The organism is Rothia sp. ZJ932 (assembly GCF_016924835.1).
Lineage (GTDB): Bacteria > Actinomycetota > Actinomycetes > Actinomycetales > Micrococcaceae > Rothia.
In genome coordinates this window covers 541,090-563,750 of the sequence record NZ_CP070480.1, presented here as the reverse complement: position 1 = coordinate 563,750, position 22,661 = coordinate 541,090, and the positions used below count along the sequence as shown (strand labels likewise).

General features: G+C 54.5%; 17 protein-coding genes and 4 tRNA genes. 6 read left to right on the top strand and 15 right to left on the bottom strand.

Annotation, left to right across the window (positions count from 1 at the left end):
- Positions 1–101: 101 nt before the first annotated feature.
- The 7 genes from JR346_RS02590 to JR346_RS02560 form a co-directional block, all read right to left on the bottom strand.
- Entirely contained in the window at positions 102–560 is a 459-nt protein-coding gene (locus tag JR346_RS02590; RefSeq protein ID WP_205482971.1) for a MaoC family dehydratase, read from the bottom strand.
- 5 nt (positions 561–565) lie between these two features.
- Entirely contained in the window at positions 566–1,030 is a 465-nt protein-coding gene (locus JR346_RS02585) for a MaoC family dehydratase N-terminal domain-containing protein (RefSeq protein ID WP_204877886.1), read from the bottom strand.
- 128 nt (positions 1,031–1,158) lie between these two features.
- Positions 1,159–1,230: transfer RNA gene (locus JR346_RS02580), tRNA-Thr, on the bottom strand.
- A gap of 1 nt (position 1,231) precedes the next feature.
- Positions 1,232–1,305: transfer RNA gene (locus JR346_RS02575), tRNA-Met, on the bottom strand.
- 32 nt (positions 1,306–1,337) lie between these two features.
- Positions 1,338–1,409: transfer RNA gene (locus tag JR346_RS02570), tRNA-Thr, on the bottom strand.
- A gap of 257 nt (positions 1,410–1,666) precedes the next feature.
- On the bottom strand, positions 1,667–3,538 hold the full coding sequence (locus tag JR346_RS02565; protein WP_205482969.1) for a DEAD/DEAH box helicase: 1,872 nt from the start codon (positions 3,536–3,538) through the stop codon (positions 1,667–1,669).
- 380 nt (positions 3,539–3,918) lie between these two features.
- On the bottom strand, positions 3,919–5,529 hold the full coding sequence (locus JR346_RS02560; protein ID WP_205482959.1) for a DUF2079 domain-containing protein: 1,611 nt from the start codon (positions 5,527–5,529) through the stop codon (positions 3,919–3,921).
- A gap of 48 nt (positions 5,530–5,577) precedes the next feature.
- Between JR346_RS02560 and JR346_RS02555 the strand changes: the two genes are divergently transcribed.
- Positions 5,578–6,573, top strand: a complete 996-nt coding sequence (locus JR346_RS02555; RefSeq protein ID WP_205482958.1) for a DNA-3-methyladenine glycosylase — start codon at positions 5,578–5,580, stop codon at positions 6,571–6,573.
- A 183-nt stretch (positions 6,574–6,756) separates the two neighbouring features.
- Here the strand turns inward: JR346_RS02555 and trxA are convergent, their stop codons facing one another.
- Together trxA and JR346_RS02545 are read right to left on the bottom strand one after the other, a co-directional pair.
- Entirely contained in the window at positions 6,757–7,152 is a 396-nt protein-coding gene (gene trxA, locus JR346_RS02550; protein WP_204877890.1) for a thioredoxin, read from the bottom strand.
- A gap of 275 nt (positions 7,153–7,427) precedes the next feature.
- Positions 7,428–7,509: transfer RNA gene (locus JR346_RS02545), tRNA-Tyr, on the bottom strand.
- A gap of 247 nt (positions 7,510–7,756) precedes the next feature.
- On the opposite strand from JR346_RS02545, the gene JR346_RS02540 reads away from it, so the two are divergent.
- Positions 7,757–8,248, top strand: a complete 492-nt coding sequence (locus tag JR346_RS02540) for a YajQ family cyclic di-GMP-binding protein (protein ID WP_205482956.1) — start codon at positions 7,757–7,759, stop codon at positions 8,246–8,248.
- A gap of 105 nt (positions 8,249–8,353) precedes the next feature.
- On the opposite strand, the gene JR346_RS02535 is transcribed toward JR346_RS02540, so the two are convergent.
- Both JR346_RS02535 and JR346_RS02530 read right to left on the bottom strand, forming a co-directional pair.
- Complete coding sequence (locus JR346_RS02535) at positions 8,354–9,232, bottom strand: M48 family metalloprotease (RefSeq protein WP_205482955.1); 879 nt, start codon at positions 9,230–9,232, stop codon at positions 8,354–8,356.
- A 22-nt stretch (positions 9,233–9,254) separates the two neighbouring features.
- Positions 9,255–11,735 carry a sigma-70 family RNA polymerase sigma factor gene (locus JR346_RS02530; RefSeq protein ID WP_205482948.1) on the bottom strand — a complete coding sequence of 827 codons (2,481 nt, stop codon included), beginning with the start codon at positions 11,733–11,735 and terminating at the stop codon, positions 9,255–9,257.
- A gap of 315 nt (positions 11,736–12,050) precedes the next feature.
- Here JR346_RS02530 and JR346_RS02525 point away from each other — a divergent pair, with 315 nt between their 5' ends.
- On the top strand, positions 12,051–12,539 hold the full coding sequence (locus tag JR346_RS02525) for a Fur family transcriptional regulator (RefSeq protein ID WP_205482946.1): 489 nt from the start codon (positions 12,051–12,053) through the stop codon (positions 12,537–12,539).
- Positions 12,540–12,640: 101 nt separating this feature from the next.
- Positions 12,641–14,119: a catalase gene (locus tag JR346_RS02520; protein ID WP_304621686.1), complete on the top strand. Its 1,479-nt coding sequence runs from the start codon at positions 12,641–12,643 to the stop codon at positions 14,117–14,119.
- A 224-nt stretch (positions 14,120–14,343) separates the two neighbouring features.
- On the opposite strand, the gene JR346_RS02515 is transcribed toward JR346_RS02520, so the two are convergent.
- Complete coding sequence (locus JR346_RS02515) at positions 14,344–16,743, bottom strand: MMPL family transporter (protein ID WP_205482944.1); 2,400 nt, start codon at positions 16,741–16,743, stop codon at positions 14,344–14,346.
- 13 nt (positions 16,744–16,756) lie between these two features.
- Entirely contained in the window at positions 16,757–18,061 is a 1,305-nt protein-coding gene (locus tag JR346_RS02510) for an SseB family protein (RefSeq protein WP_205482942.1), read from the bottom strand.
- A 202-nt stretch (positions 18,062–18,263) separates the two neighbouring features.
- On the opposite strand from JR346_RS02510, the gene JR346_RS02505 reads away from it, so the two are divergent.
- Both JR346_RS02505 and rarD read left to right on the top strand, forming a co-directional pair.
- On the top strand, positions 18,264–19,616 hold the full coding sequence (locus JR346_RS02505; RefSeq protein ID WP_205482940.1) for a DUF6882 domain-containing protein: 1,353 nt from the start codon (positions 18,264–18,266) through the stop codon (positions 19,614–19,616).
- Between the two features lie 177 nt (positions 19,617–19,793).
- Entirely contained in the window at positions 19,794–20,723 is a 930-nt protein-coding gene (rarD, locus tag JR346_RS02500) for an EamA family transporter RarD (RefSeq protein ID WP_240333992.1), read from the top strand.
- Positions 20,724–20,866: 143 nt separating this feature from the next.
- On the opposite strand, the gene JR346_RS02495 is transcribed toward rarD, so the two are convergent.
- Together JR346_RS02495 and JR346_RS02490 are read right to left on the bottom strand one after the other, a co-directional pair.
- Positions 20,867–21,007 carry a methionine/alanine import family NSS transporter small subunit gene (locus tag JR346_RS02495; protein WP_204877899.1) on the bottom strand — a complete coding sequence of 47 codons (141 nt, stop codon included), beginning with the start codon at positions 21,005–21,007 and terminating at the stop codon, positions 20,867–20,869.
- 2 nt (positions 21,008–21,009) lie between these two features.
- Positions 21,010–22,590 carry a sodium-dependent transporter gene (locus JR346_RS02490; RefSeq protein ID WP_204877900.1) on the bottom strand — a complete coding sequence of 527 codons (1,581 nt, stop codon included), beginning with the start codon at positions 22,588–22,590 and terminating at the stop codon, positions 21,010–21,012.
- Positions 22,591–22,661: the final 71 nt, after the last annotated feature.

The following is a 22,661-nucleotide window of genomic DNA, read 5'->3' as shown; positions in this document are numbered from 1 at the left end:
GATACAGCGGACGCTGCCAGCAGCTGAATTTTAGATCCAGGGGGCAAAATACCCGGTCAGAGGAATGAATCTGACCGGGTATTTGAGGTTTTCACGAGTTCTTAGAATTTCACAACAGCCTGCGCTTTAACTAACACTTTCTGCAGGTTACCCTCAGTATCTGGGGCTGACACGGTGAGATCAACACGAGCGGTGCTCGCCTCATCGTCAAGCGAAGCGACCTTGCCGCTCACTGAAATCGTTGTGCCACCGTTTGCCGGGGAGTCAGCGTCCTGCGCATCGGGTACCGGCACCGGCTTGGTGAAACGTGTCTGGTAATCAACAATAGCGCCGGGGTCGCCTGCCCAATCAGTCACCAGCTGCACCGCTGCGCCCATGGTAAACATGCCGTGGGCAATAACTCCCGGCAAACCAACAGCCGTTGCAAATCGCTCGTTCCAGTGAATCGGGTTGAAATCTCCGGACGCACCAGCATAGCTCACCAGGTCAGCACGGGTCACGCTGATCTCACGTTCGCCAATAGACTGGTCCTTTTCAAGGTCTTCAAAACGTAGAGTCATGGTTCTTACTCTCCTGCCCTTACCAGCAGGGAAGAAACGCAGGTAGCGACTTTATCCCCCTCAATAGTGGTGATTTCCTCACGGGTGGTCAGCATAGCCCCTGCGCCCATCACGCGCACACTATCAACATGAACTGCTGTCAGCAACTCGTCCCCCGCCACGATAGAACGGTGGTGAGTAAAACGCTGATCAGCATGAACCACACGGGAAAAGTCGATGCCAGCACTCTCGTCCTGAATAAGCGCAGCGTCAGCCGCCTGCGCCAGAATGATTGCGAAAGTCGGCGGTGCAATCAGGTCAGTATAGCCAGCTTCTCGTGCAGCCTCCACATCAAAATGAAGCGGTGAAGTTGCCTTCACCGCACGCGCGAACTCACGAATTTTCTCTCGGCCCACAGTGTAGCTGGTTGCCGGTGGGTACGCCCTACCCACGATATCGGGATTAATTGTTTTAGCATTGTTGTCAGCCATACACACCAGTATGGCACGCACCGCGCCCTCTACGCCTCAAGAGTCACTGCCCCAACACACTCAGTCAAAAGAACAAGAAAAAATCCGCCCAGTCAAAGACTGAACGGATGATTTAATCTCTTGAAAAGAGCCCCGACCGGGAATCGATCCCGGGACCTCCATCTTACCAAGATGGCGCTCTACCACTGAGCTATCGGGGCGTAGCGGTGGCGGGACTCGATCCCGCGACCTCACGATTATGAGTCGTGCGCTCTAACCAGCTGAGCTACACCGCCAAGTATTTACCTCTATTACAAGGCTCATACAGAGCCCCGACCGGGAATCGATCCCGGGACCTCCATCTTACCAAGATGGCGCTCTACCACTGAGCTATCGGGGCAACAGGTAATACCTTACGGCATTTTCGCAGTACTTGGCAAATTGAAAAGGACTCACCTACTGGTGTTCTACACCACGCTAAAGATGCATCTGCGCAGCAACTTACCCACCAGGTACTCACCCTGCGTTTAAAGATAAGGACGCGCGCCCCCTCCCCTCTTTACAGAAGAGAAAGAACGCGCGTCCTGCACCAGCGGTATCTGACCAAGAAATCAGTTACCAGCTTTTAAGGTGTTCCCCCGAGGGGAAAGCATACTCTTAGTATTTTTTGCGACCTTTGAAGCCACCGCGTGAGCCACCACGACCACCGCGGTCATCACGGAAACCACCGCGATCCTTGCGGAAACCGCCGCGACGCTCACCACCACCGCGTGAGCCACCACCCTTGGGACCGTTATCGCGCTGGATGTTAATGAACTGACCTGCAACCTTGGTGTCTTCCAAACGATCGAAGAAGTCACGAGGAAGATCCTCGGGCAAATCAACGATGGTGAAGTGCTGGCGAATGTCGATGGAACCAACCTGTGAACCGTCGATGCCGCCTTCATTCGCGAGAGCACCCACGATGCCACCGGGGTTAGCGCCCGATGAACGGCCAACATTGAGCTTGTAGCTCACCATGCCCTCATCGTTGTGGCGACGCCCACCACGGCCACCGCGCTCTTCACGATCGCCGCGTTCACGGCGGTCACCGCGATCACGACCGCCACGGGGCTCAGGAATTTCTTCAACGAAGAAGGGGCGACCCTGCTGAGCAATAACAGCCAAAGCTGCTGCAATTTCTTCGGGTTCAACATCGTGCTCGTTCACGTATGCATCAACGATTTCGCGGAACAGTGACAGGTCTTCGGTTTCGATGGTGTCAGTAATCTGCTGCGCAAAACGGGTCTTGCGGTTTGAGTTCACGTCATCCACTGAAGGCATGTGCATCTGCTCAACCTGCTGACGGGTAGCCTTCTCAATCTGACGCAGCATGTACTTTTCACGCGGGGTCATAAAGAGAATCGCTGCGCCTTCGCGACCTGCACGGCCGGTACGACCAATGCGGTGAACGTATGACTCAGTGTCGTGAGGAATATCGAAGTTTACAACCAGTGAGATGCGCTCTACGTCAAGACCGCGAGCAGCAACATCGGTTGCAACCAGAATGTCGATGCGACCATCGCGCAGTGAATCAACGGTACGCTCACGCAGGTTCTGCGGAATATCACCATTAATAGCTGCTGCCTGGTAGCCGCGAGCCTTCAGCTTATCGGCAAGCTCTTCGGTTTCTTTCTTGGTACGAACGAACACGATAATGCCGTCGTAATCTTCAACCTCAAGCACGCGGGTCATTGCCTCAAGTTTGTGTGAGTGCATAACCTGCATGTAACGCTGCTTGATATTCGCGCTCGTGGTGGTCTTTGACTTCACGCGAACTTCAACAGGATCGTTCAGGTACTGTGATGCGATTTTGCGGATGCTGGTGGGCATGGTTGCTGAGAACAGTGCAACCTGCTTGGTTTCGGGGGTGTCAGCAAGGATCTGCTCAACATCCTCTGCGAAACCCATACGCAGCATCTCATCAGCCTCATCGAGAACGAGGTACTGCAGATTTGAAAGGTCCAGTGACCCCTTCTTCAGGTGGTCGATCACACGACCGGGGGTACCAACTACAACCTGAGCGCCGCGCTTGAGACCAGCGAGCTGGGGGCCGTAGGGTGAGCCACCGTAGACGGGAAGAACGGTGAAGTTCTCCATCTGGGTAGCGTAGGAGCTGAATGCTTCAGCGACCTGCAAAGCAAGTTCGCGGGTAGGTGCCAAAACCAGCACCTGGGTGTCTTTAGAAACACCGTTAACATCTGCAAGTTCTGCAAGACGTGAAAGAACGGGTAGCGCGAAAGCAGCGGTTTTACCGGTACCGGTCTGCGCCAAACCTACAACGTCGCGTCCTTCAAGAAGAAGGGGAATAGTTTCTGCCTGGATAGGTGAGGGCTTCTCATAGCCAGCGGCATCAACAGCAGTTTGAACACGCCTGTCCAAGCCGAGATCGGTAAAGCGAACGCCTTCTTCTTCAGCAGCTGCGGGAGCAACAGCGTCAAGGTTGGGTTCTACGAACTCAGCAGCGGTTGCGGTATTATTTTCAGTCAATTTTTCTCTTTTCGAGCTCAGGTGGCGCAACTGCTTTGAGTTGCGAAGGTTGACCCCTGAATTAAAAAGCTCGTCGAAACAACTTCGGTGGCAGTCTCTGATGTGACTACTGCGCCACCTTCACACACTTCTACCCGAACACTAAACGGTGGGTAGAGACGATTTACCTTAGAAACAGGTTTTTAGAAAGTTAGCGCTTACGAACTTATAAAGTACTTGGAGCGGTTCTTTGCCCTCACAGACAAACGGTGAGCAGAAGATACTCGGTATCTCTTACAAAGAACATTCTTGGACGGGGTTTACCATCAATTACAAGATTCAACACTACCTTATGCACCCGTAAATAGGTGTAAGACGTGATGGAGGGTACCTTGCGGTAGCTACATGCGCTTCATCACGTAGATACTGCCCTGCTGAGTGTGCAGAGTGTAAGGCGCTTGGTAGGTATCAGCAGCGAACTGCGGAGGATTCTCAATAGGGTTATTGCCCCATGCCGAGTTTTCTTGGTCAATTACCACGTAGTCCGGGGCGGGGTCGCTGGTGTTGCCAATCCAATATGCCTCGTGATTGACGGTGAGGTGGGTCAGCAGCGATAGGTCTGAGGCGACGCTGGTGCCCTGCGGAATGCTCGCCAGCGCCTGTTTTTTCTGGGCAAGATTCTCCTGCCAAGAGGCGCTGGAGTAATCATGAGTTAGCTGGGTTGCCAAGGGCAGCTGAGGCATATGGGCAAGCGCCACAATGAGAGCGAAGGTCGGTAAAGCTACCGACAGTAGAGCAATAGCTGTGCGGTAGGTTTTATCTGCTAGACCTCGTGCGGACGCGCGTGCCTGCAGAAGGTGGGCAGGCAACTTTTTGACACTGGGGTCTTCGGCAGTTTCGGGCGCAAAGCGGGCAAGAACATCAATCAAAGCGCAGAAAACAATGGGCATAAGCACCATTGAGTAGTGCCAGTCGGTGCCGTAGTACCCCTCGTTGGTGGCTAAGAATCGCCAGATAAGTGTGGGAAGCGCGATCACAGCCAGAGGGCTGACTACCCAAAGAATAGCGCCGGTGAGCAGCAGGGTTGCAAGGGTCACAGCTTTTTGCCAGGGGTAGACCATCAGCAGCAGACCTTGCAGGGGATCTGAGATAGCCCCGGCAACATCAAGGCTGTCTGTGTAGTCGAAAACGCCCCCCACATTGAAGAAAGGCAAGATGACAGTGACCGATAAGAAGGTTGCAACGAGTCCCCATAACAGCACAGCAGCACAGGTTCGTATCCCTCTCTTTTGAGTCAGCAGACTCAGCGCGTCCGAAACTCGGAAGAAGAAACTGCGTCGGGCAACAGTCGAGCTCTGTGCGGGGAAAAGCAGGTCAAAAGCCCTGTGATACCAACCGCTTCTGCCCAGCCCCACCACAGCAATTGCCGCGACGGTGAGCCCCATATCCTCTTTCACCAGAGCGAGAGGAACAGCCCACAGGGCAGCACGCGCCAAAAGCGCATCGTTCCTTTCAGCTCTGGCACGCACCAGATACCCCAAAGACACAACCAACAGGGGCAGGGCAAAAGCAACCTCGTGAAACTGCACCGCAACAGCCTCTTGAATACCAAAGCTAAAGGCATAGACAACCCCCAACAGTAGCGCGAAGACAACGTGCATAAAACGAGCCGCTAATACCACGAGAAGATACGCTGAAAGGGCAACCAAAAGATTCTGTACAACCAGCAGGGTAAAAGGCGAAGGAAACACCTTATAGACGGGGCCAAGCACTAGAAGTATGGGGTGAAAATGATCGCCCCACAGGTTGAACTCGTGCCCCTTAATGCTCACAATCGGTTGCTCAAAAGCAGCGTAGGCTTTCGCGAGCTGGGTGAAAATACCTAAGTCCCAGGACGGAGTCACCCAGTTAGACCACTGAACCCACGAAAAATGGGTGTAAACCACGGCGACAACAATACTCAATACCGCTCCCACACTACGGGCAAGCGTCATTGTTTTCAGCTTCGTCATGGTGAACAAGATCTTTCGTACGGGGCAAGTAGATGGAAAAATAGAGGAATGCTTCGTGCCACCGTCATTTTACAACCTCCGCACCCCATTCACCTGGGGCAGACACTCGGCACTCTTGCACGCGGGCACGAAGATCCGCTCTTTCGCTCCGTTCACACGCGCGATCAGGAGCAGTACTGGGTAAGCTCTACCTACAGGAACGAGGGAGTTCTGCTCTGCTTTTCACGAGAACACAGCACCGTGAAAGATCTCGCACAGCGGCTCATGCATCCTATTACTGTGAGGCTTTGGTGCCACAGTGACGCATCCGCCCTCGAACAAGCAGCTGCGAATCTCCCCTACTGGCTCGGCTTTCACGATGTCTGGGATGCCTTTCTGACCCTCAGCACCTACCGAGACTTACCGCTAGTTCTTCGTGAAACCCAGCGCAATAACCCCGGCATCAGGCTCAGCGCCACCGGTCAGCTGACCCGTCACATGGTCACCGCCATTGCCGAACAAAAAGTCACCGGCATTGAAGCCATGGGCGGGATGCGCGCGATCATTCGCGAGTTGGGTTCACCGGTGCCGGCAACCGGTAACCCCCACCAACCTACAGGCATGTTCTTCTTTCCGGACGCGCGAGCCATTCGCCGTCTGCCGTCGTGGAAGTGGCACAGATTCGGTTTCGACAGCGCCCGCTCCAAAGCCATTCTTGCCTACACTGACAGGGCTACCAGCCTTGAACATCTAGCGCACACCGCACCGGTGGAACAGCTCGCGTCCGCACTCAACACCCTGCCTGGAATCGGACCGTGGACTATCTCAGAAGCCCTTCAACGTAGCCACGGGCACCCCGATGCCATTAGTGTGGGAGATTTTCACCTCGCGCATCTGGTGGGTTATGCCCTCACGGGCAGGCGAACCGATGACGCGGGTATGCTGCACCTGCTCAAACCCTGGGCTGGGCACCGAGCACGGGTGGTCGCTCTCATCAAAGCCAGCGGAGTTTTAGAGCCCCGCCGCGCACCGCGTCTAGCCCCAGAAGACCACCGCTTTATCTAATAGCTCCGCCTGAAAGTGCCATACCAGGGGTCAAATATGCCCCCTTACGGCACTTTGAAGCGGAATAAGAGTTGCGGATATAGGGGAGGACGCAGCGGTTAGAGATTACCGGGTATGTAAAGACCCCGCCCCGTGCAAAAAAGTTTCTACACGAGACGGGGTATAAAGAGGTTTATCTAAAGATTATGCCTGCTCGGCTTCAGCTTTTTCTGCCTCAGCTTTCTCTGCTTCGGCTACCTGCTTGTGTACATCTTCCATATCCAGGCCTTTGACTGCTTCAAGAACCTGATCGAGCTGTGAGGCGTTCAGTGCACCGGGTTGTGAGAATACCAGGACGCCCTCGCGGAATGCCATCAGGGTGGGAATCGAGTTGATTCCAGCGGCTGCCGCCAACTGCTGCTGGTCTTCAGTATCGACCTTACCGAAAGCAATGTCAGTGTGCTTTTCAGCTGCTGCCTCAAAAACGGGAGCGAACTGCTTACAGGGACCACACCAGTCAGCCCAGAAATCCAACAACAGGATGTCATTGTTCTGGACGAGGTCGGTCAGATTCTCTTGAGTTACTTCAATCGTTGTCATGCTCTTCACGCTACAGGTTCCAGCAGAAAAAAGAAAGAAAATTCACTCTAGATGAAGTCTGATTTTACTCTAACGCATCTGGGAAACCAATTCTAACGACAGCGCTATGCATACGTTCCACCTTGGTAGCTTCATCCTTCTGATTCAGGAAAATGCCGGATGCGTTTTCTTACCGCTTAACCTAACGGAAAGAACTGCCCACCTCTTATTACACGAGAGCAGAATAACTGAGACATGAAAAAACCCGATCCACTTTCGTGAACCGGGTTATTCGGTGGCAGATGAGGGATTTGAACCCCCGTAGGCAATGCCAGCTGATTTACAGTCAGCCCCCTTTGGCCGCTCGGGTAATCTGCCAAGCCACTCAACAAACATTACTGCTCGTTGCGCGAACAAGAAATACTCTACCCGAACTTTCCATAAATCAAAAACTCAAATCCGCCTTTGTGACTAAGCACGCACAAAGGCTGTTTCTCAGAGGCACGCAACCCGCACCCAATTTCTTGCCCACAAGCGTCCACACCAACTGTTACCCACCCGCTAAAACCTGTACCTTTAAGTAGTAGTAAGAGAACCACACCCGCCCGTCAACAGAAGGTAGATTATGGCAAGCGAATCATCATTCGACATCGTCTCAAAAGTCGACAAACAAGAAATCTCCAACGCCCTCAACCAGGCACAGAAAGAAGTAGCGCAGCGTTACGACTTTCGCGGCGTAGGCGCAGAAATCGACTTCTCAGGTGAGAAGATCCTCGTCAAAGCAAACTCAGAAGAACGTGCCCTGGCTGTACTCGATGTATTCCAGTCCAAATTGGTCAAGCGCGGTATCTCACTGAAATCCCTTGACTCCGGTGAACCCTACGCCTCAGGCAAGGAATACCGCATCGAATCCTCCATCAAGGAGGGCATCGCCCAGGATCAGGCAAAGAAAATCTCAAAAATTATTCGCGATGAGGCAGCCAAGGGTGTCAAAGCAACTATTCAGGGTGATGAACTGCGCGTATCCTCAAAGTCACGCGATGACCTACAAGACGTCATTGCACTACTCAAGGGCAAAGACCTCGAAGTAGACCTGCAGTTCACCAACTACCGCTAAGCCCTCCCCGCTGCCGGCAAAATCCAGCAGCGCCGAGGCTTTAAAACTTAAGGATGCGCCGCACCAAGAAATTTTGGTGCGACGCGTCCTTTGTGTTTTTAGTCTTTAGAACTGACCCATCTGACGGGCTTGGTTCTCAAGTCGCTCAATGCGCTGTTGCATTGGCGGGTGTGTGCTCATAGCGTTCTTCAAACCACCAAAAGGATTAGCAATCATCATGGAAGCCACGCCCTCCGCCTTGCGGTTTCGGGGGTTCATCGGTTCACGGGCGATGCCGTGATGCAACTTATTGAGCGCTGACGCCAACGCTAGGGGGTCGCCGGTGAGCTCTGCGCCATCCTCATCCGCGTCGTACTCGCGGGTGCGACTCAGCGCCATTTGAATAATGCCAGCAGCAAGAGGTGCAAGGAAAGCAATCAGCAAAGACCCCAAAGCCCCCGTGCGGTTATCGCGGTTATTGCCCATCAGCATACCGAAGGACAGGTACTGACCAATAGAAGAAATCAAACCGACCATCGCCGCAGCAATAGAACCGGTGAGGATGTCGCGGTTGTATACATGCATCAGCTCGTGCCCGAGAACACCTCGCATCTCACGCTCGTCCAGCAACTGCAAAATACCTTCTGTGCAGCACACCGCAGCATTTTCGGGGTTGCGCCCCGTTGCAAAAGCGTTCGGAGTCATGGACGGTGCAACGAACAAACGCGGCATCGGTTTTTGTGCTTTCGCCGAAAGTTCTTCAACAATTGCGTACAGACCGGGCACCTGCTCACGAGTCACCGGGTAAGCGTTCATCTGGCGAATCGCGATTTTATCGGAGTTCCAGTAGCTGTAGGCGATAGTTCCTAGACCGATGAGACCGAACAGGAGAATAAATATTCCGTTATTCGTGTAATACGCCAGGAAGACTCCGATGAGCACCAAAAAGCCCATCAGCGTGCCAAGAAGCAAAGCGGTTTTTAGACCGTTATAGTGTCCGCGCATCTCTTGCTACCTTTCATTACTTTTACGTATCACTAGACGATACAGGAGTCTTCGGCGGCTCATCATATACATGCACAAAATTATTACTGTCAGCACCGTAGAGGTAGGCAAGAGCAGGCACCAAGTAGCGGCTCTCAACCACTGCATGGGGAATCCAGTCACCGTGAATAGACTTTGTGCCATCTACCTCAAACTGAAACATGACGTACTTGCTGACGGTGGGGTCAGCGACCGTCCAGTCCTGCCAGGGTACTGAGAAGAACCAGTACCCGAAGTACTCGGGGTCATCCACAGTGTCAGGTATCGGACGGTTAACGATAGTCCAGTAGTCAAAGTGGGGTGGGTACAGCCCCACCGGGGCTCCGTCACAGGGAGAGGGTAGGTTCGGCAACTCAGGTGCCTCCCGCGGAGGGTAAATAGGTGCATCGCGGTTATCCGGAGAAGGATCAGCCTCAGCGTTATCGGGGTCCGGTCTTGCGGGGTCAGCCGGTTCGAGTTCAATGAGCTCAAAGTCCCCATCAAGTAAGGGCGGGAGATTATCAGGGTTATTTGACTCCACCGGCGACTCTGGATCAAGAGGATCCGCAGGACCACTAGGAGCTACTGGCTCCGTCGGATCTTCAGGATCGACCGGCTGAATAGAATCAACCGGGTCAGTCGGAACCTTAGGAGTCTCAGGATCAACCGGAACATCTGGCTGAGCAGGGTCAACTGGGTCAGTTGGCGCTACCGGGTCAGTCGGAACCTCAGGAGCAACTGGTTCCTCAGGGGCGTCAGGCACAACAGGGTCAGCAGATTCTACAGAATCAGTCGGAACCTCAGGCTGAATGAGGCTAGTCGGGGTGCCCGCGTCTGGGGCGGAGGGGGCAAGGGGCGGTTGGACGTGAGGGGGAGCCTGCTCACCGGGCGCTGCGGGAACGCCGGGGGTAGGAGCGCCACCATCAGGTATTGAAGGCACTGTGCCAGGTTGGTTTAGGGGAGGGAGCGCTGTAAAAGGTGCAGACTGTGACGGAGCCGGCGATGCCACAAGGGGCTGAGCATGCAGAGCTGGCGCAACAGCTGCGGGTACTACCGCACCAGAGGCTGGTGTCTCCAATGCCGATGCAAGAGCGCTACTAGCGAGCGCGCCACCTGCTGTTTCGTTGAGCTGACTTGCGTCCTTGTTATCGTTGCCCTGAGTGTTAGTGTTGCTCGGGGCATTAGCAGCTGCTGAGGGTGCCGCTCCTGAGGGATTCTCAGCGCCATCCCCCTGCACAGCGTCGTTCGCGCTCTTTTCAGCAGGCTCTGAAAGTTCTTGGCTTTCTTGCGGGGCACCGCTTGCAGCTGAGCTAGAGTCACCGCGCGCTTCGTGTGCTTCCTCAGAGAATCGTACAGGCTCAGGGTCGTCCTCTAAAAGACCACCGCCGATGACAATACCTGCCACAACAGCTGCAACTGCCAGCAAACCACCACCAGCAAGGGCAAGTGGTGAGGTTCCGTGGTGTGCCGCATTGCGCAAGAACGTCTGAGCGGGGCTGGGGGTAGCCGTTCCAGTAGTGTGCGCTGCTACAGACCCGACCGCTTCACCGGCAGGTGTGAGCAGGTCTGATGCGGGGATGGAGGGTGCGGCTTGCCCCGTTGAGGCTGCACCGGCAAAGGGGTTGCTGGCAGCAACAGTAGCAGCCTTGCCCAGAAAACCGATAATGGTGGTGCCGTCATTGACCCAGGGGACCAGCCCAGCAAGCACGGGAAATACCCAGACGCGCATTGATTTGTTAATGCCCATCAGTGACAGGTATTCAGAGGTGCAATAAGTACACTCTTCAAGGTGCAAACGCAGGTTTTCAGCACGTTTATCGCTGAGTGAGCCTCTTACCAGGGCGGGCAAACGGTCATAGTGCTTTTGGCAGGCAACGGTCACCGGTGCATTTTGGTGGGCGCGCAAAAAGCCCTCGCGCAGGCTCTCTCGGGCACGCAGGGTAAGTGCTGACACTGCGTTCGGCGAGATGTCAAGGGCGTTGGCGATATCGCGCGGTTTGCGTTTTTCGACCTCGGTAAGCCACAAGACAGACTGCCAGCGTTCGGGCATGGCGGTGAAAGCAGCGATGAGTTCATCTGATTCATTGAGGTGCAGAACGGCCTCGTCCAAGGTCTCCAGATGCTCTAACGCGGTACTGTCGGCGGGCACCTCGCGTCCGCGGATTAAACCGAACTCACCGGCGAGGTGGGCAATGGTGGTTGACAGGTAACCGCCCATGAATGAGGTGGGGCCGTTGCCGTTACGTAGCGCCTGTAGGACGCGCGCGAAAGCCTCAGCGACGATGTCATCTACTTGCCCGGGATCGCTGGTGTGTTTGTACGCAATAGCCGTCGCCATTGAACGGTAGCGTTCGTACAGTAATCCGTAGGAGTTCTGATCCCCTGCGCGCACTGCTTTGAGCAGAGTCTCATCGGAGAGTTCTGCTGAGGGGTCTAGGGGTGGCAGCGATTCAGTGATGACGTAACCTCGTTCGCGGTAATCCATGTATGCGTTCGTCGTAGCATCAATGGTGGTTCTGGGTTATTGATTGCACCAGCATTGCAAGGGTATGGATTTTTGTGCAGGGGTATGGGGGGTTCTTAAATTTATCAGTATTGACAGGGTATTCCTAGAAATTTACGTTTTATTCTCTACCGCATATGTGGGGAGGGGGCGGGGGGCTCCTTCGTTTTTCTAGTGCAGTGATACCGCGGTTATCGGGGGTGAGCACGTTGAAGTGTGCGGAGAAAATAGTGCGAAAGGTTGTAACTTTCCGTGTCGCATTTATTGTGAACTACTCAGAATAAGTATGCTGGGGGTATGCCTTCATTAACAGCGACACTCAGTACTACCCACAACTCCCCCGTCACGGACGAGGTTCGTTTAGGGTGGACTGCCGGGTTGCGTACCCAGGGCAGGCGCGTTACTAAACAGCGCCTTGCCGTACTTGATGCTGTACACCGTTCACCGCATTCAACGGCAGAAGCTATTGTCGATGCCGTGCGCCAAGAATTGCCCAGCATCACCGTGCAATCTGTTTATGTAGTGCTGGCTGATCTTGTCGACATCGAGATGCTGCGAAAGTTCCAGCCTCCCGGTACCCCCGCCCTCTACGAGACACGCACGGGCGATAACCACCACCATGCTCTGTGCATCAAATGCCTCACGGTAGAAGACGTTGAATGCACAGTAGGTCATGCTCCCTGCCTCACCCCTGAACAGAGCCACGGCATGCAGCTGCTCAGCGCGGACGTCATTTACCGCGGAATTTGTGCCAACTGCCAGAACCAACTCGCTACCTCACAGTAGCGTCACAGATTTATCTGCGTCACCGGTACTTATTGCAAGCACCGGATGCGGTAAAACGCATTGAGAACTCAATGCATCATCACACTAATAAGGAGATGACGATGACCGAGAATCCCATCAAGCCCGGTTCATTCACTACCACCAACTCAGGTGCCCCCGTTGCCTCAGACAACGACTCGCTGACCGTTGGTAACGACGGCCCCGTTGTACTGCACGACGTATACACCGTTGAGAAGCTCGCACAGTTCAACCGCGAGCGTGTGCCCGAGCGTGTAGTTCACGCTAAGGGTACTGGCGCATTCGGTGTTTTTGAGACCACCGAAGACGTTTCAAAGTACACCAAGGCTGCACTGTTCCAGCCCGGTGTTTCAACTGAGATGCTGATTCGCTTCTCAACTGTTGCTGGTGAGCAGGGTTCACCCGATACTTGGCGTGACCCCCGCGGTTTTGCAATCAAGTTCTACACCACCGAGGGCAACTATGACCTCGTGGGTAACAACACCCCGATCTTCTTCATCCGTGATGCTATCAAGTTCCCCGACTTCATTCGTTCGCAGAAGCGCCTGCCCGGTAACGGTCTGCGTAACAACGATATGCAGTGGGATTTTTGGAGCCTGCGCCCCGAATCAGCTCACCAGGTAACCTGGTTGATGGGTGACCGCGGTATTCCCGCAACCCTGCGTCACATGGACGGTTTTGGTTCACACACTTACCAGTGGATCAATGCTGAGGGCGAGCGTTTCTGGGTTAAGTACCACTTCAAGACTGACCAGGGCAACGACTTCCTCACCGGTAATGAAGCTGAGCGTCTGGCAGGTGCGAATGCTGACTACCACCGTCAGGATTTGTACGAGGCGATTGAGCGCGGCGAGTTCCCCTCATGGACCCTCTACGTTCAGGTAATGCCTTTCGAGGATGCGAAGACCTACCGCTTCAACCCCTTCGACTTGACTAAGGTATGGCCTCACGGTGATTACCCGCTGATCAAGGTCGGTAAGATGACCCTGAACCAGAACCCGCAGAACTTCTTCGCTCAGATTGAGCAGGCTGCTTTCTCACCGAGCAACTTTGTTCCCGGCATTGCGGCGTCCCCCGATAAGATGCTGCTCGGTCGTATCTTCTCCTACCCCGATGCGCACCGTTACCGTGTAGGCACCAACTTCGCTGACCTGCCCGTGAACTTCCCCAAGAACGCGCAGCTGAATACTTACTCGAAGGAAGGCGCTATGCGCTACACCTTCAATGATCCTTCAATTCCGGTGTACGCACCCAACTCATTCGATGGCCCGCACGCTGATCCTGTGAAGGCTCATGAAGAGAACGTTGGCTGGGACTTCGACGGTGAACTGGTACGCTCAGCTGCTAGCTTGCATGCTGAGGACGATGACTTCGGTCAGGCACGTGCCCTCTACGCTGAGGTTCTGGACAATGCTGCTCAGGCACGTCTGGTTGATAATATCGCCGGTCACGTAGGTGCTGTTGTTTCAGACGAGATCCGTGAACGCGCTTTCAAGTACTGGGATTCAGTACACGAAGAGCTGGGTGCTCGCGTACGTGAAGCGTGGAAGAACAACAACTAGAAAGCAGATGAATCTGCTCCCCAGACCCCCTAAGAAGCGATCTGCGGGTTACCTGAGATGATGATAGCCTAGCTATTCCTCAGCAATAAACCGCCCGGTGCGTCCTTGATACAAATTCAAGGAGGCACCGGGCGGTTTTTGTTGTGCGGGTGTTTCAGGTTCAGGCGGCAGCTACTAGCTCACTGCACAGGCAGGATGCGTGCGGTGGACCAGTCAGCTTTTTGCTACTTCTTACGCCTCGGCAGCCACCACGCCTTTTCGCCCAGCAGATGCATGGTTGCCGGTATGAAGGTGGTGCGTACCAAGAAGGCATCCATGGCTACGCCCAAGGCGAGGGCGAAACCGATGGGACGCACAACGGTGAGGTGCGAGAATACGAAGCCCGCGAATACCGAGATCATGATGACGCCACAGGCGGTGACCACAGCGCCACCTGTTCGATAGCCCACGCGCACCGCTTCACGAGCCGTAAAGCCTGCGCGGCGGGCGTCCTGCATACCTGAAACGATGAAGATTTGGTAGTCCACCGACAGACCGAAGAGAATACCGACCAGCAGAATAGGCAGGAAGGCAAGGATCGGACCGGGCTGTGCAACACCGAAGATGTCGGCTCCCCACCCCCACTGGTAGACAGCCACCACGGCGCCGAAGCTAGCCAGGGTAGACATGAGAAAGCCGACGGTTGCCATGAGCGGAATCAGAACAGAACGGAACACGAAGCCCATAAGCAAGAGCGACAGCGCCACAACCACCGATAAGTACACCGGAATTGCTGCCATGATGCGCTCAGAAATTTCAATATTCGCAACCGTTTGACCGGTCAGACCAACCTGTAGGTCACGCTCGGTTTCGAGTTTCTCAGCGTGTTCGCTCAGTTTGTGTACGGTGTTCACCGTTGATTCTGAGTTGGGACCTTCGGTGGGGATCAGGGTGACAAGCGCAGTATGGGAATCTTCGCTAATAGCGCTCACAGAGGCGGAGGTAATTCCTTCGATTTTCAGGTTCTCTGCCACGTCAGTAGCAACAGCCCGCATCGCTTCGCTATCGGTTGCTGAATCATCGTGTACTACCGCCGCGATGGTACCGTTGCGACCTTCACCGAAGTGTTCTTTTACCGCGTCATAGGTTTTGAAAGCGGTAGAATCAGCTTGCTGATATGATCCATCGGGCAGACCCAGGCGCAAAGAACCTGCGGGAATAATCGCCAGCGCTAGAACACTCAGAGAAGCAAAAGTCATCAGCCAAGGATGGCGGGTGACGAAGGCACCCCAACCGCGGTTGGCTCGTTCAAGTTTGAGAGAGCGGGATTCTTCAGCGGTGCGCCCCGAAGCAAGCATCTGCCTCTGTTGAGCAGAAAGCAGTTTGGTATCAAGCAAAGAGAGCAATGCGGGGGTGAGCGTCAACGCCACTGCAATCACCACCGCAACGGCAAAGGAGCCAGCAAAGCCCATGACCGCTAAGAAGGGAACACCGGTTACGCTCAAAGCGCCCAGAGCAATAATATTGGTCATGCCCGCGAAAAGCACTGCGTGCCCGGCAGTAGCGTTGGCTTCAGCAATCGCCTCAACCTTCGCGCGTCCTTCAACGCGAGCTTCGCGGAATCGGTGCAGAATCAAAAGCGCGTAGTCAATACCAACGCCCAGACCCAACATTAGCGCCAGCACAGGGTCGGTGGCGGTCATCGACACAAACGAGGTGCTAGCGTACACCAGACCCACGCCAATGCCGCAACCAATCAAAGCAACCACCAGCGGCAGACCCGCTGCCACCACTGATGCCAGGGTCACCAACAAAACAACCATCGCTACCATAAGGCCGATAGCCTCAGAAGCGCCAAACACTTCTGAAACATCCTGCACCAGTTCGTTCGAGAAGTTAACCTCAAGCTGCGATGTTTCTAAGGCTTCAAATGCCTCAAGAATCTGCTCTCGATCATCAGCATTCATCGAGTAGATATCTTCGCTCAGTGTTACATTGACCAACGCAACAGTGTTATCTTCACTGACGGTGCGAGTGTCTCCGGCAAGTTCCAGAGCACGCTGAGCAGGCTCCAAGGACGCACGCTGCCCATCGACCTGCGACTGGGCAGTGTCGAGTTCAGCAGACCTATCATTGATCTCATCAAGAGCGCCGGGAGCTATGGTATCTAGTACCGCATCGGGCACATCGGGCAAATCTTCACGCGCCTGATCCACAGCGATACGCCCCTCGTCGATTTGACGCTGGGCATCAGAGATTTGGGCAGGGGCACCCTCAACTTGGGCTCGTTGCTCATCAAGCTGTGCTTGGGTGACAAAGGGGTCAGAAACCGAGGCGACAGTTTCTAATGCTTCAATCTCTGACCGGACCGCAGCGAAACCCTGCTTCTGCTGCTCGGTGAAGACTGCTCCCTCTGTACGGAGGGCAACTAAACCAGAGCTCTCCCCCGTTTCTGGCAGAGCAGCGTGCAGCTGGTCGGTGACCCGCTGAAAATCAGCTCCTGGAATGGTGTAGTTGCTGGTGGCACCGCGGGCAATTGTCAGGGCAAGAACACCTGCCACCGCCAACACCACAAGCCAGACAGCCAGCACTGTTTTAGCCCGGCGCGCCGAAGCACTACCTATTCGCGCTAGAAGATGTTCCACGAGGTTTTCTCTCTTACTTTTGGGAATCAGTAATACGTGCTGCTTGAATCAGGTCAATAAGATCGCGCACCTGAGCAATGGGCAGGGTTGCGGTGGGGTTGAGCGCATTGACTTTGACGTAATCAGCCCCGCTCGCTACGGCGAACTCTAAGATATCCGTTGCTTGAGCCGAGCGCACCTCAAGGGTGGGGTCAAGAGCTGACGCCTCGGCCGCCGAAGTAAAGGTCAGCAGAGCGCGTCCGTCTTCTTCTTCCACCATCAGCGGGGTACCTTCAAGGTTGTCTGGTGCCACAGCGGTGAGCAAGAAAGCGCTGGGCGCGGCGAGGGCAGACAGGAGCGCCTGCATGTTCTGCTTCATCAGCGCGTTTTTAGCTGCGGCGTTAGAGGGCACCTGCAAGAGCCATTGAATCTGCGGTTCTTCGATAATGCACATGTGGGCGGTTCCCGGATCAATCACCAGCATGTTGAGATCCTCACGGCTGAGCACATCCAAGAACACTTTCATGCTGGCTTCGCGAGTCAGTACGGGGGTGCCCTCCCTACCCTTTTCACGGTGAGAAGCAAGTGCCGTATCTGCTGAGGAGAAGACGCACAGCGCTCGGTAATCAGCCAAGCGAATGACAGAGTACACCACCCTGGTCTCGGGACCCCACGGGTTATCTCCCTCAGGCACGAACTCAGAGTCAGTCGCATCCAAAAAGACATCACCGCTAAGCATCTGACGCGCCACATTTACCAGGGCACGCTCAGTACGCTCAGCACCGAACTCTCTCAAAGCCTCTACCAGATAAGAGTTGGGTACCTTCTGCTCATCAAGATCAGCAATGGGAACGCTGCGACTCTTCTTCAAACGAAGATCGACCCAGGCGGGGTGAGGAGAGGTACGGGGGAACTTCTCAAGATGAACACGGATGTCGCGGTTGCTGATACCGCCCTCGCCCTCCCAGTTACTGGGTTCGCCCGCGCGGTTGTAGGCTGCCCCTACTTGAAAGCTGGGGCTGGGCCAGCCCTTTGCCGCAACAATAATAGTTGCTGAGAACCAGCTCCCCTCGTGCTCATCGTAAGCAGCATGCTGCAGTCGATGAAGCTCCTCAGTAATAAAATCTTCTTCATCCAGTAGCTGCGGCTGACCGGGAATATCACGGTCTTCAAAACTGCGGGTCAAGCGCGTAAAAAAGCTCTCCCCTGCAGGTTTGACCTCAAGAACCAGTTTGTTCCACTCGGTCTCTGCGCAGTTCGCCAGCATCCAGCTACCCACAGCATTCAGCGAGTCTTGCAAATGGCGCTCTCTTTCAGAAACAGCAAAACGAGGATTCATCAGTACTCAATAGCTTTCAGTAGGCGGGCATTTAAGTATCTTTAATTCTATATGTATACCCCCCTTCAAACGGGTTGCGGCAATGACACCCTTCAAATGACATTCCAGAGCACCTACACCAAAGAATGAAATCTGTTCATTCTTAGCCCTAAGCCCTGTACTTATTTCTAAACTGCCTTAAAAGATTGGTAGCCTTAAGCACATGATGAAAACTTTGCAGGATTTGATTGACGAATCAATCTTTATCTCCACCGAATACCAGGCGCGCCTGGCTGAGCTGACCGGCGACTCAGACTGGTCAGTGGACTTCTCAGCTCCGTCTTTCACCCTGGAAGCTGATAATTCCGTAACCCTTAACCCCTACCTTTTAGGCACCGAGTCTGAATCACGCGGTACCTGGATCTGGTCATGGAAAGAACTGGGTTACTTCCCCGACGCTGTTGTAGCACCGGCAATCCAGACCCGTGAGGGCGGTGCTCAGCACTCTATTGATGAGCTCACCACCGACGAACTCACCCTCAAAGATGGTCTTGCCCGCCGTCTAGCACTAGCAGCTAAAACTCTCACCGGCGTTTACGCCCACTACCCCGTCCAGGTAGGCCCCGGCGTCCGCGCATGGATTCTGCTTGATGGCGATCTGCTAGAGCTTGAGGCACCCACCGTTAACCGCATGGGACGGGTCATGGCTCAGGCGCTGCAGACCGGCACCGCGGTCAACCACCTTAAGGCAGTAGACTCCTACGCACGCCTGCGTGGCGCTCACATCGCGTGGGACACCGAAGCAACCGCAGTGATCACCGCCTCTGACGGTGCCCTCCGCCTGTGGTTCGACGAGGGTAAGATTTCTGGCATTGAAGCAGCAGAACCCACCGTCGATGCCTCAGAACTTAACCGTTGCGCCGCCCACGCCGCGTCCTTACGTGAGCAGTTGCGTAGCGAGCGTTCAGAAGTTGAGAACATTGCAGCCGCCGAAGCCTCAGCACAAACCTCAGCGCGCGCCGAGCAGGAGGCACGCGAGAAGGCAGAACGTGAGCAGGATGATGCTCAGGCAACTGCCGAACGTGAAGCAGCACAGCGTCAGAAAGAAGCTGAAGCACGCGAAGAAGCCGCCCGCGCTGAACGCGAAAAGGCAGAACGAGAAGCTGAACTTGCCGCTGCACGCGAAGCTGAAAACGTTGAGGGCACTACCACCACCGACCGTGTCTACACCGAAGTGGAAGAACCCTACAACCAGGCACCCAGCGAAGATATTCAGCCCGGACGCGTCACCACCAACTCGCTACCGGCAGAACAGGTTGAAGAACCCGCAGCTAACGATCGTAGCGATGAGCAGATCGACGATACCGAGGTTCTTGAAACTGAGACCGTCGAATCAAACGACTACGAAGTCGTTGACTCCGAGGAGAAGCGCCGCGGTTACAAGCCCGCAGCCTTCCGCGTTGCAGGAGATGCACCCGATTTGGCTGCTGAGCGCAAAGAACGCGAAGATGTTGAGCCCGAAGCAGAGCAGAAGAAAGAGAAGAAGGGCTTCTTCTCACGCTTCTTCGGACTGTAAAAAACACCTCCCACAGGGTTATTACCCCCGGTATCTGCACTGCCTCAGTGCGGGTGCCGGGGGTTTTTATCATGAGAAGAACACACCCCGTGGGGTGAAAGAATCCGTGAGAGACTAAAACGTATATCTGTAGCTGTTCTAAAAGAAAAATAGGTCTTTGATGAAAGAGTCAAAAGCATGAGCAGGTTCGTTGAGCATCAACGTGATACCCGTAAAGGGCTGATAGCTATTGCCGGTGCCTACGGTTTATGGGGACTCTTCCCCCTCTACTTTGTACTGACTCAACCAGCAAGTGCCCTCGAAGTTGTAGCCTGGCGCATCATTTTCTCCCTGGTGTTCTGCGCTCTCATTCTGACGGTGGCTGGCAGTTACCGTAGCCTCTTTGCTTTAGTGCGCCGCGGGTCGATGATGGTTCGTATGCTAATAGCCGGTTTGCTCATTGGCTCCAACTGGCTTTTCTACGTTATCGCCGTCACCAGCGGTAACACCCTCGAAGCGTCACTCGGTTACTTCATTAACCCGCTGGTTGCAGTGCTTTTGGGAGTGATGGTTCTGGGCGAACGGTTGCGTCCGTTGCAATGGATTGCGGTGGTGGTTGCCGCAGTCGCTGTTACCACGATGGCGCTACTCTACGGTCAGGTACCCTGGATTGCATTGGGTCTTGCCTTTAGCTTTGGTCTCTACGGGCTGGTTAAATCTCAGCTGGGGCACGGAGTGAGCGCCATCAACTCGCTGACCGCAGAGACGCTAGTGCTCAGTCCCCTCGCCCTAACCGTCTTAGGATTTATCGGCATCCAAAGTTCGCTCTCTTTCACCAGTAACGGCACCACCCACGCTTTTATTCTGGCTCTCTCTGGCATCGTGACCGCTATTCCCCTTCTCTGCTTCGCGGTGGCTGCAGCCAATCTCCCGCTCTCGCTGATCGGCATTATTCAGTACGCCACCCCTACCATTCAGTTCTTCATTGCACTGTTCATTTTTGGTGAAGAAATGAGCCCAGCACGCTGGATTGGCTTCAGCCTGGTCTGGGTGGCAGTCGCCCTCTTCCTCGCAGACGCGGTGATGCGTACGCGCGTCCGCAGTGGCAACATCAAAAGGGCAAGCTAGGTAACCCAGCACACGGTTAAAGACCAGCCCCAAGGCACGCACATTGCAGTATCCTACGAAAAAACCTCGGTAGCTCCCCCTCAGGGGAAGGCTACCGAGGTTTTTAACCAACTAGCAGAGAAGAAAGCGCGTTGTCCTTCTCGTTAGAGGTGATCAGGTTCGTCTGCGCTGGAGTAAACCACAGGATCTTCGGGGTGGCGAACCAGGTTCACGATGGCAAGAGCCAAACCGCCCCAGATCATTACGATGGAAACTATCAGCATCATCAGTGCAATAGAGCTCATGGTTAGCCCTCCTGTGAGTAGGTATCGTGCTGAACTTTACCGCCGACAACGGGAGGTGCCGGTGCTTGCTGAGCAGCCTGCGAGCGGTTAGACCAGGGCAGCATTGAAATGATGACGGCTACAATCAGTAGCAGTACAACCATGCCCCAACCAAAGATATTAATCAGCTGAGCGGGATAACCCTCGTAGGGCTCATTGAGCAGACCGATAAAAGTATTAATCAGTGAGTAACCCAAGATGATGGGGGTAACGCCGGCAAGCAGCACCATCCAGAGGGGACCAACCTTGAGCGAACCGGTAGTGTTCAAGTGATCGCGTAGGGCGGGCAGCGCACGCACCACATAAGCAACCAAGAAAATAGAAACCAAGCCAGCAGCTAGAATACCGAATTGGTTGACGAAGTTATCCATGATGTCCAGAACGTACAGGCCGGAGGTGGTGGGCATCAACAGGGTGGAGATCAAGGTCAGGGGAACAATGACAGCGGCAGTTGATTTCACACGTGAAGCGCCAAACTTATCCTGAATACCAGCAACAATAACCTCAACAATAGAGATCAACGAAGTAATACCGGCAAAAAGCAGAGAACCAAAGAACAGAACGCCGATCAAAACGCCGCCGGGCGCTTCAGAAATAATGGTGGGGAAAGCGATGAAGGCAAGACCAATGCCTGAGGTTGCTACCTCAGAAACTTCAGTACCGGCGGCAGTTGCCATGAAGCCAAGAGCAGCGAAAACGCCGATACCTGCCAGCAGTTCAAAGCTGGAGTTCGCAAAGCCAACCACAGCGCCGGTACCGGTAAGGTCGGTCTTCCTCTTCAGGTACGAAGAGTACGTAATCATGATGCCGAAGCCGATGGAAAGGGAGAAGAAAATCTGACCGTAGGCAGCAACCCATACCTTAGCATCCAGCAGAGCAGCCCAGTTGGGGGTAAAGAGAGCATCCAAACCAGCCATAGCGCCTTCGAGGGTCAGTGAGTAACCGACCAGCACCAAGAACATTACGATCAGTACGGGGATGAAGATGATGTTGGCAGCACCCACACCCTTCTGCACACCCAATGACATAATCGCCAGCAGGGCAACCCACACGAGTACTACGGGAATCAAAATGCCCGGCACAAAATCAAAGGTAATACCGGCAGCCGGGTCAGAAGCCTGCAAGAAGTCACCCGCGAAGAAATCACCGGGAGCATCGCCCCACGCGTGGTTGAAGGAGAACAGCATATAGCGCAGCGCCCAGGCAATAATTGCCGCATAGTAGATAGCGATAATGGCGTTGATGCCCATGTGCCACCAGCCGATGAACTCGGTGTTGCGGTTCAGGCGGCGGAAAGCTAGGGGTGAGGACGCGCGTCCGCGGTGACCTACGGCGTAGTCGAAGAAGAGGAAGGGCAGACCTGCGGTGAGCAGTGCAACGAGGTAGGGCACCATGAAAGCACCGCCACCGTTGTCATAGGCGATATACGGAAAACGCCAGATGTTGCCCAAGCCGACGGCTGAGCCAATGGCGGCAAAGATAAAGACGCGGCGACTCGAGAAGCTCTCACGCTTCTGAGGTGCTGCAACCGATGAATTTCCCATCGAAGAAAATCCTTACGAATGAATAAAGACAACCGGTATATAAGAGTATTCCTGGTTGTCTACTGCGAAAA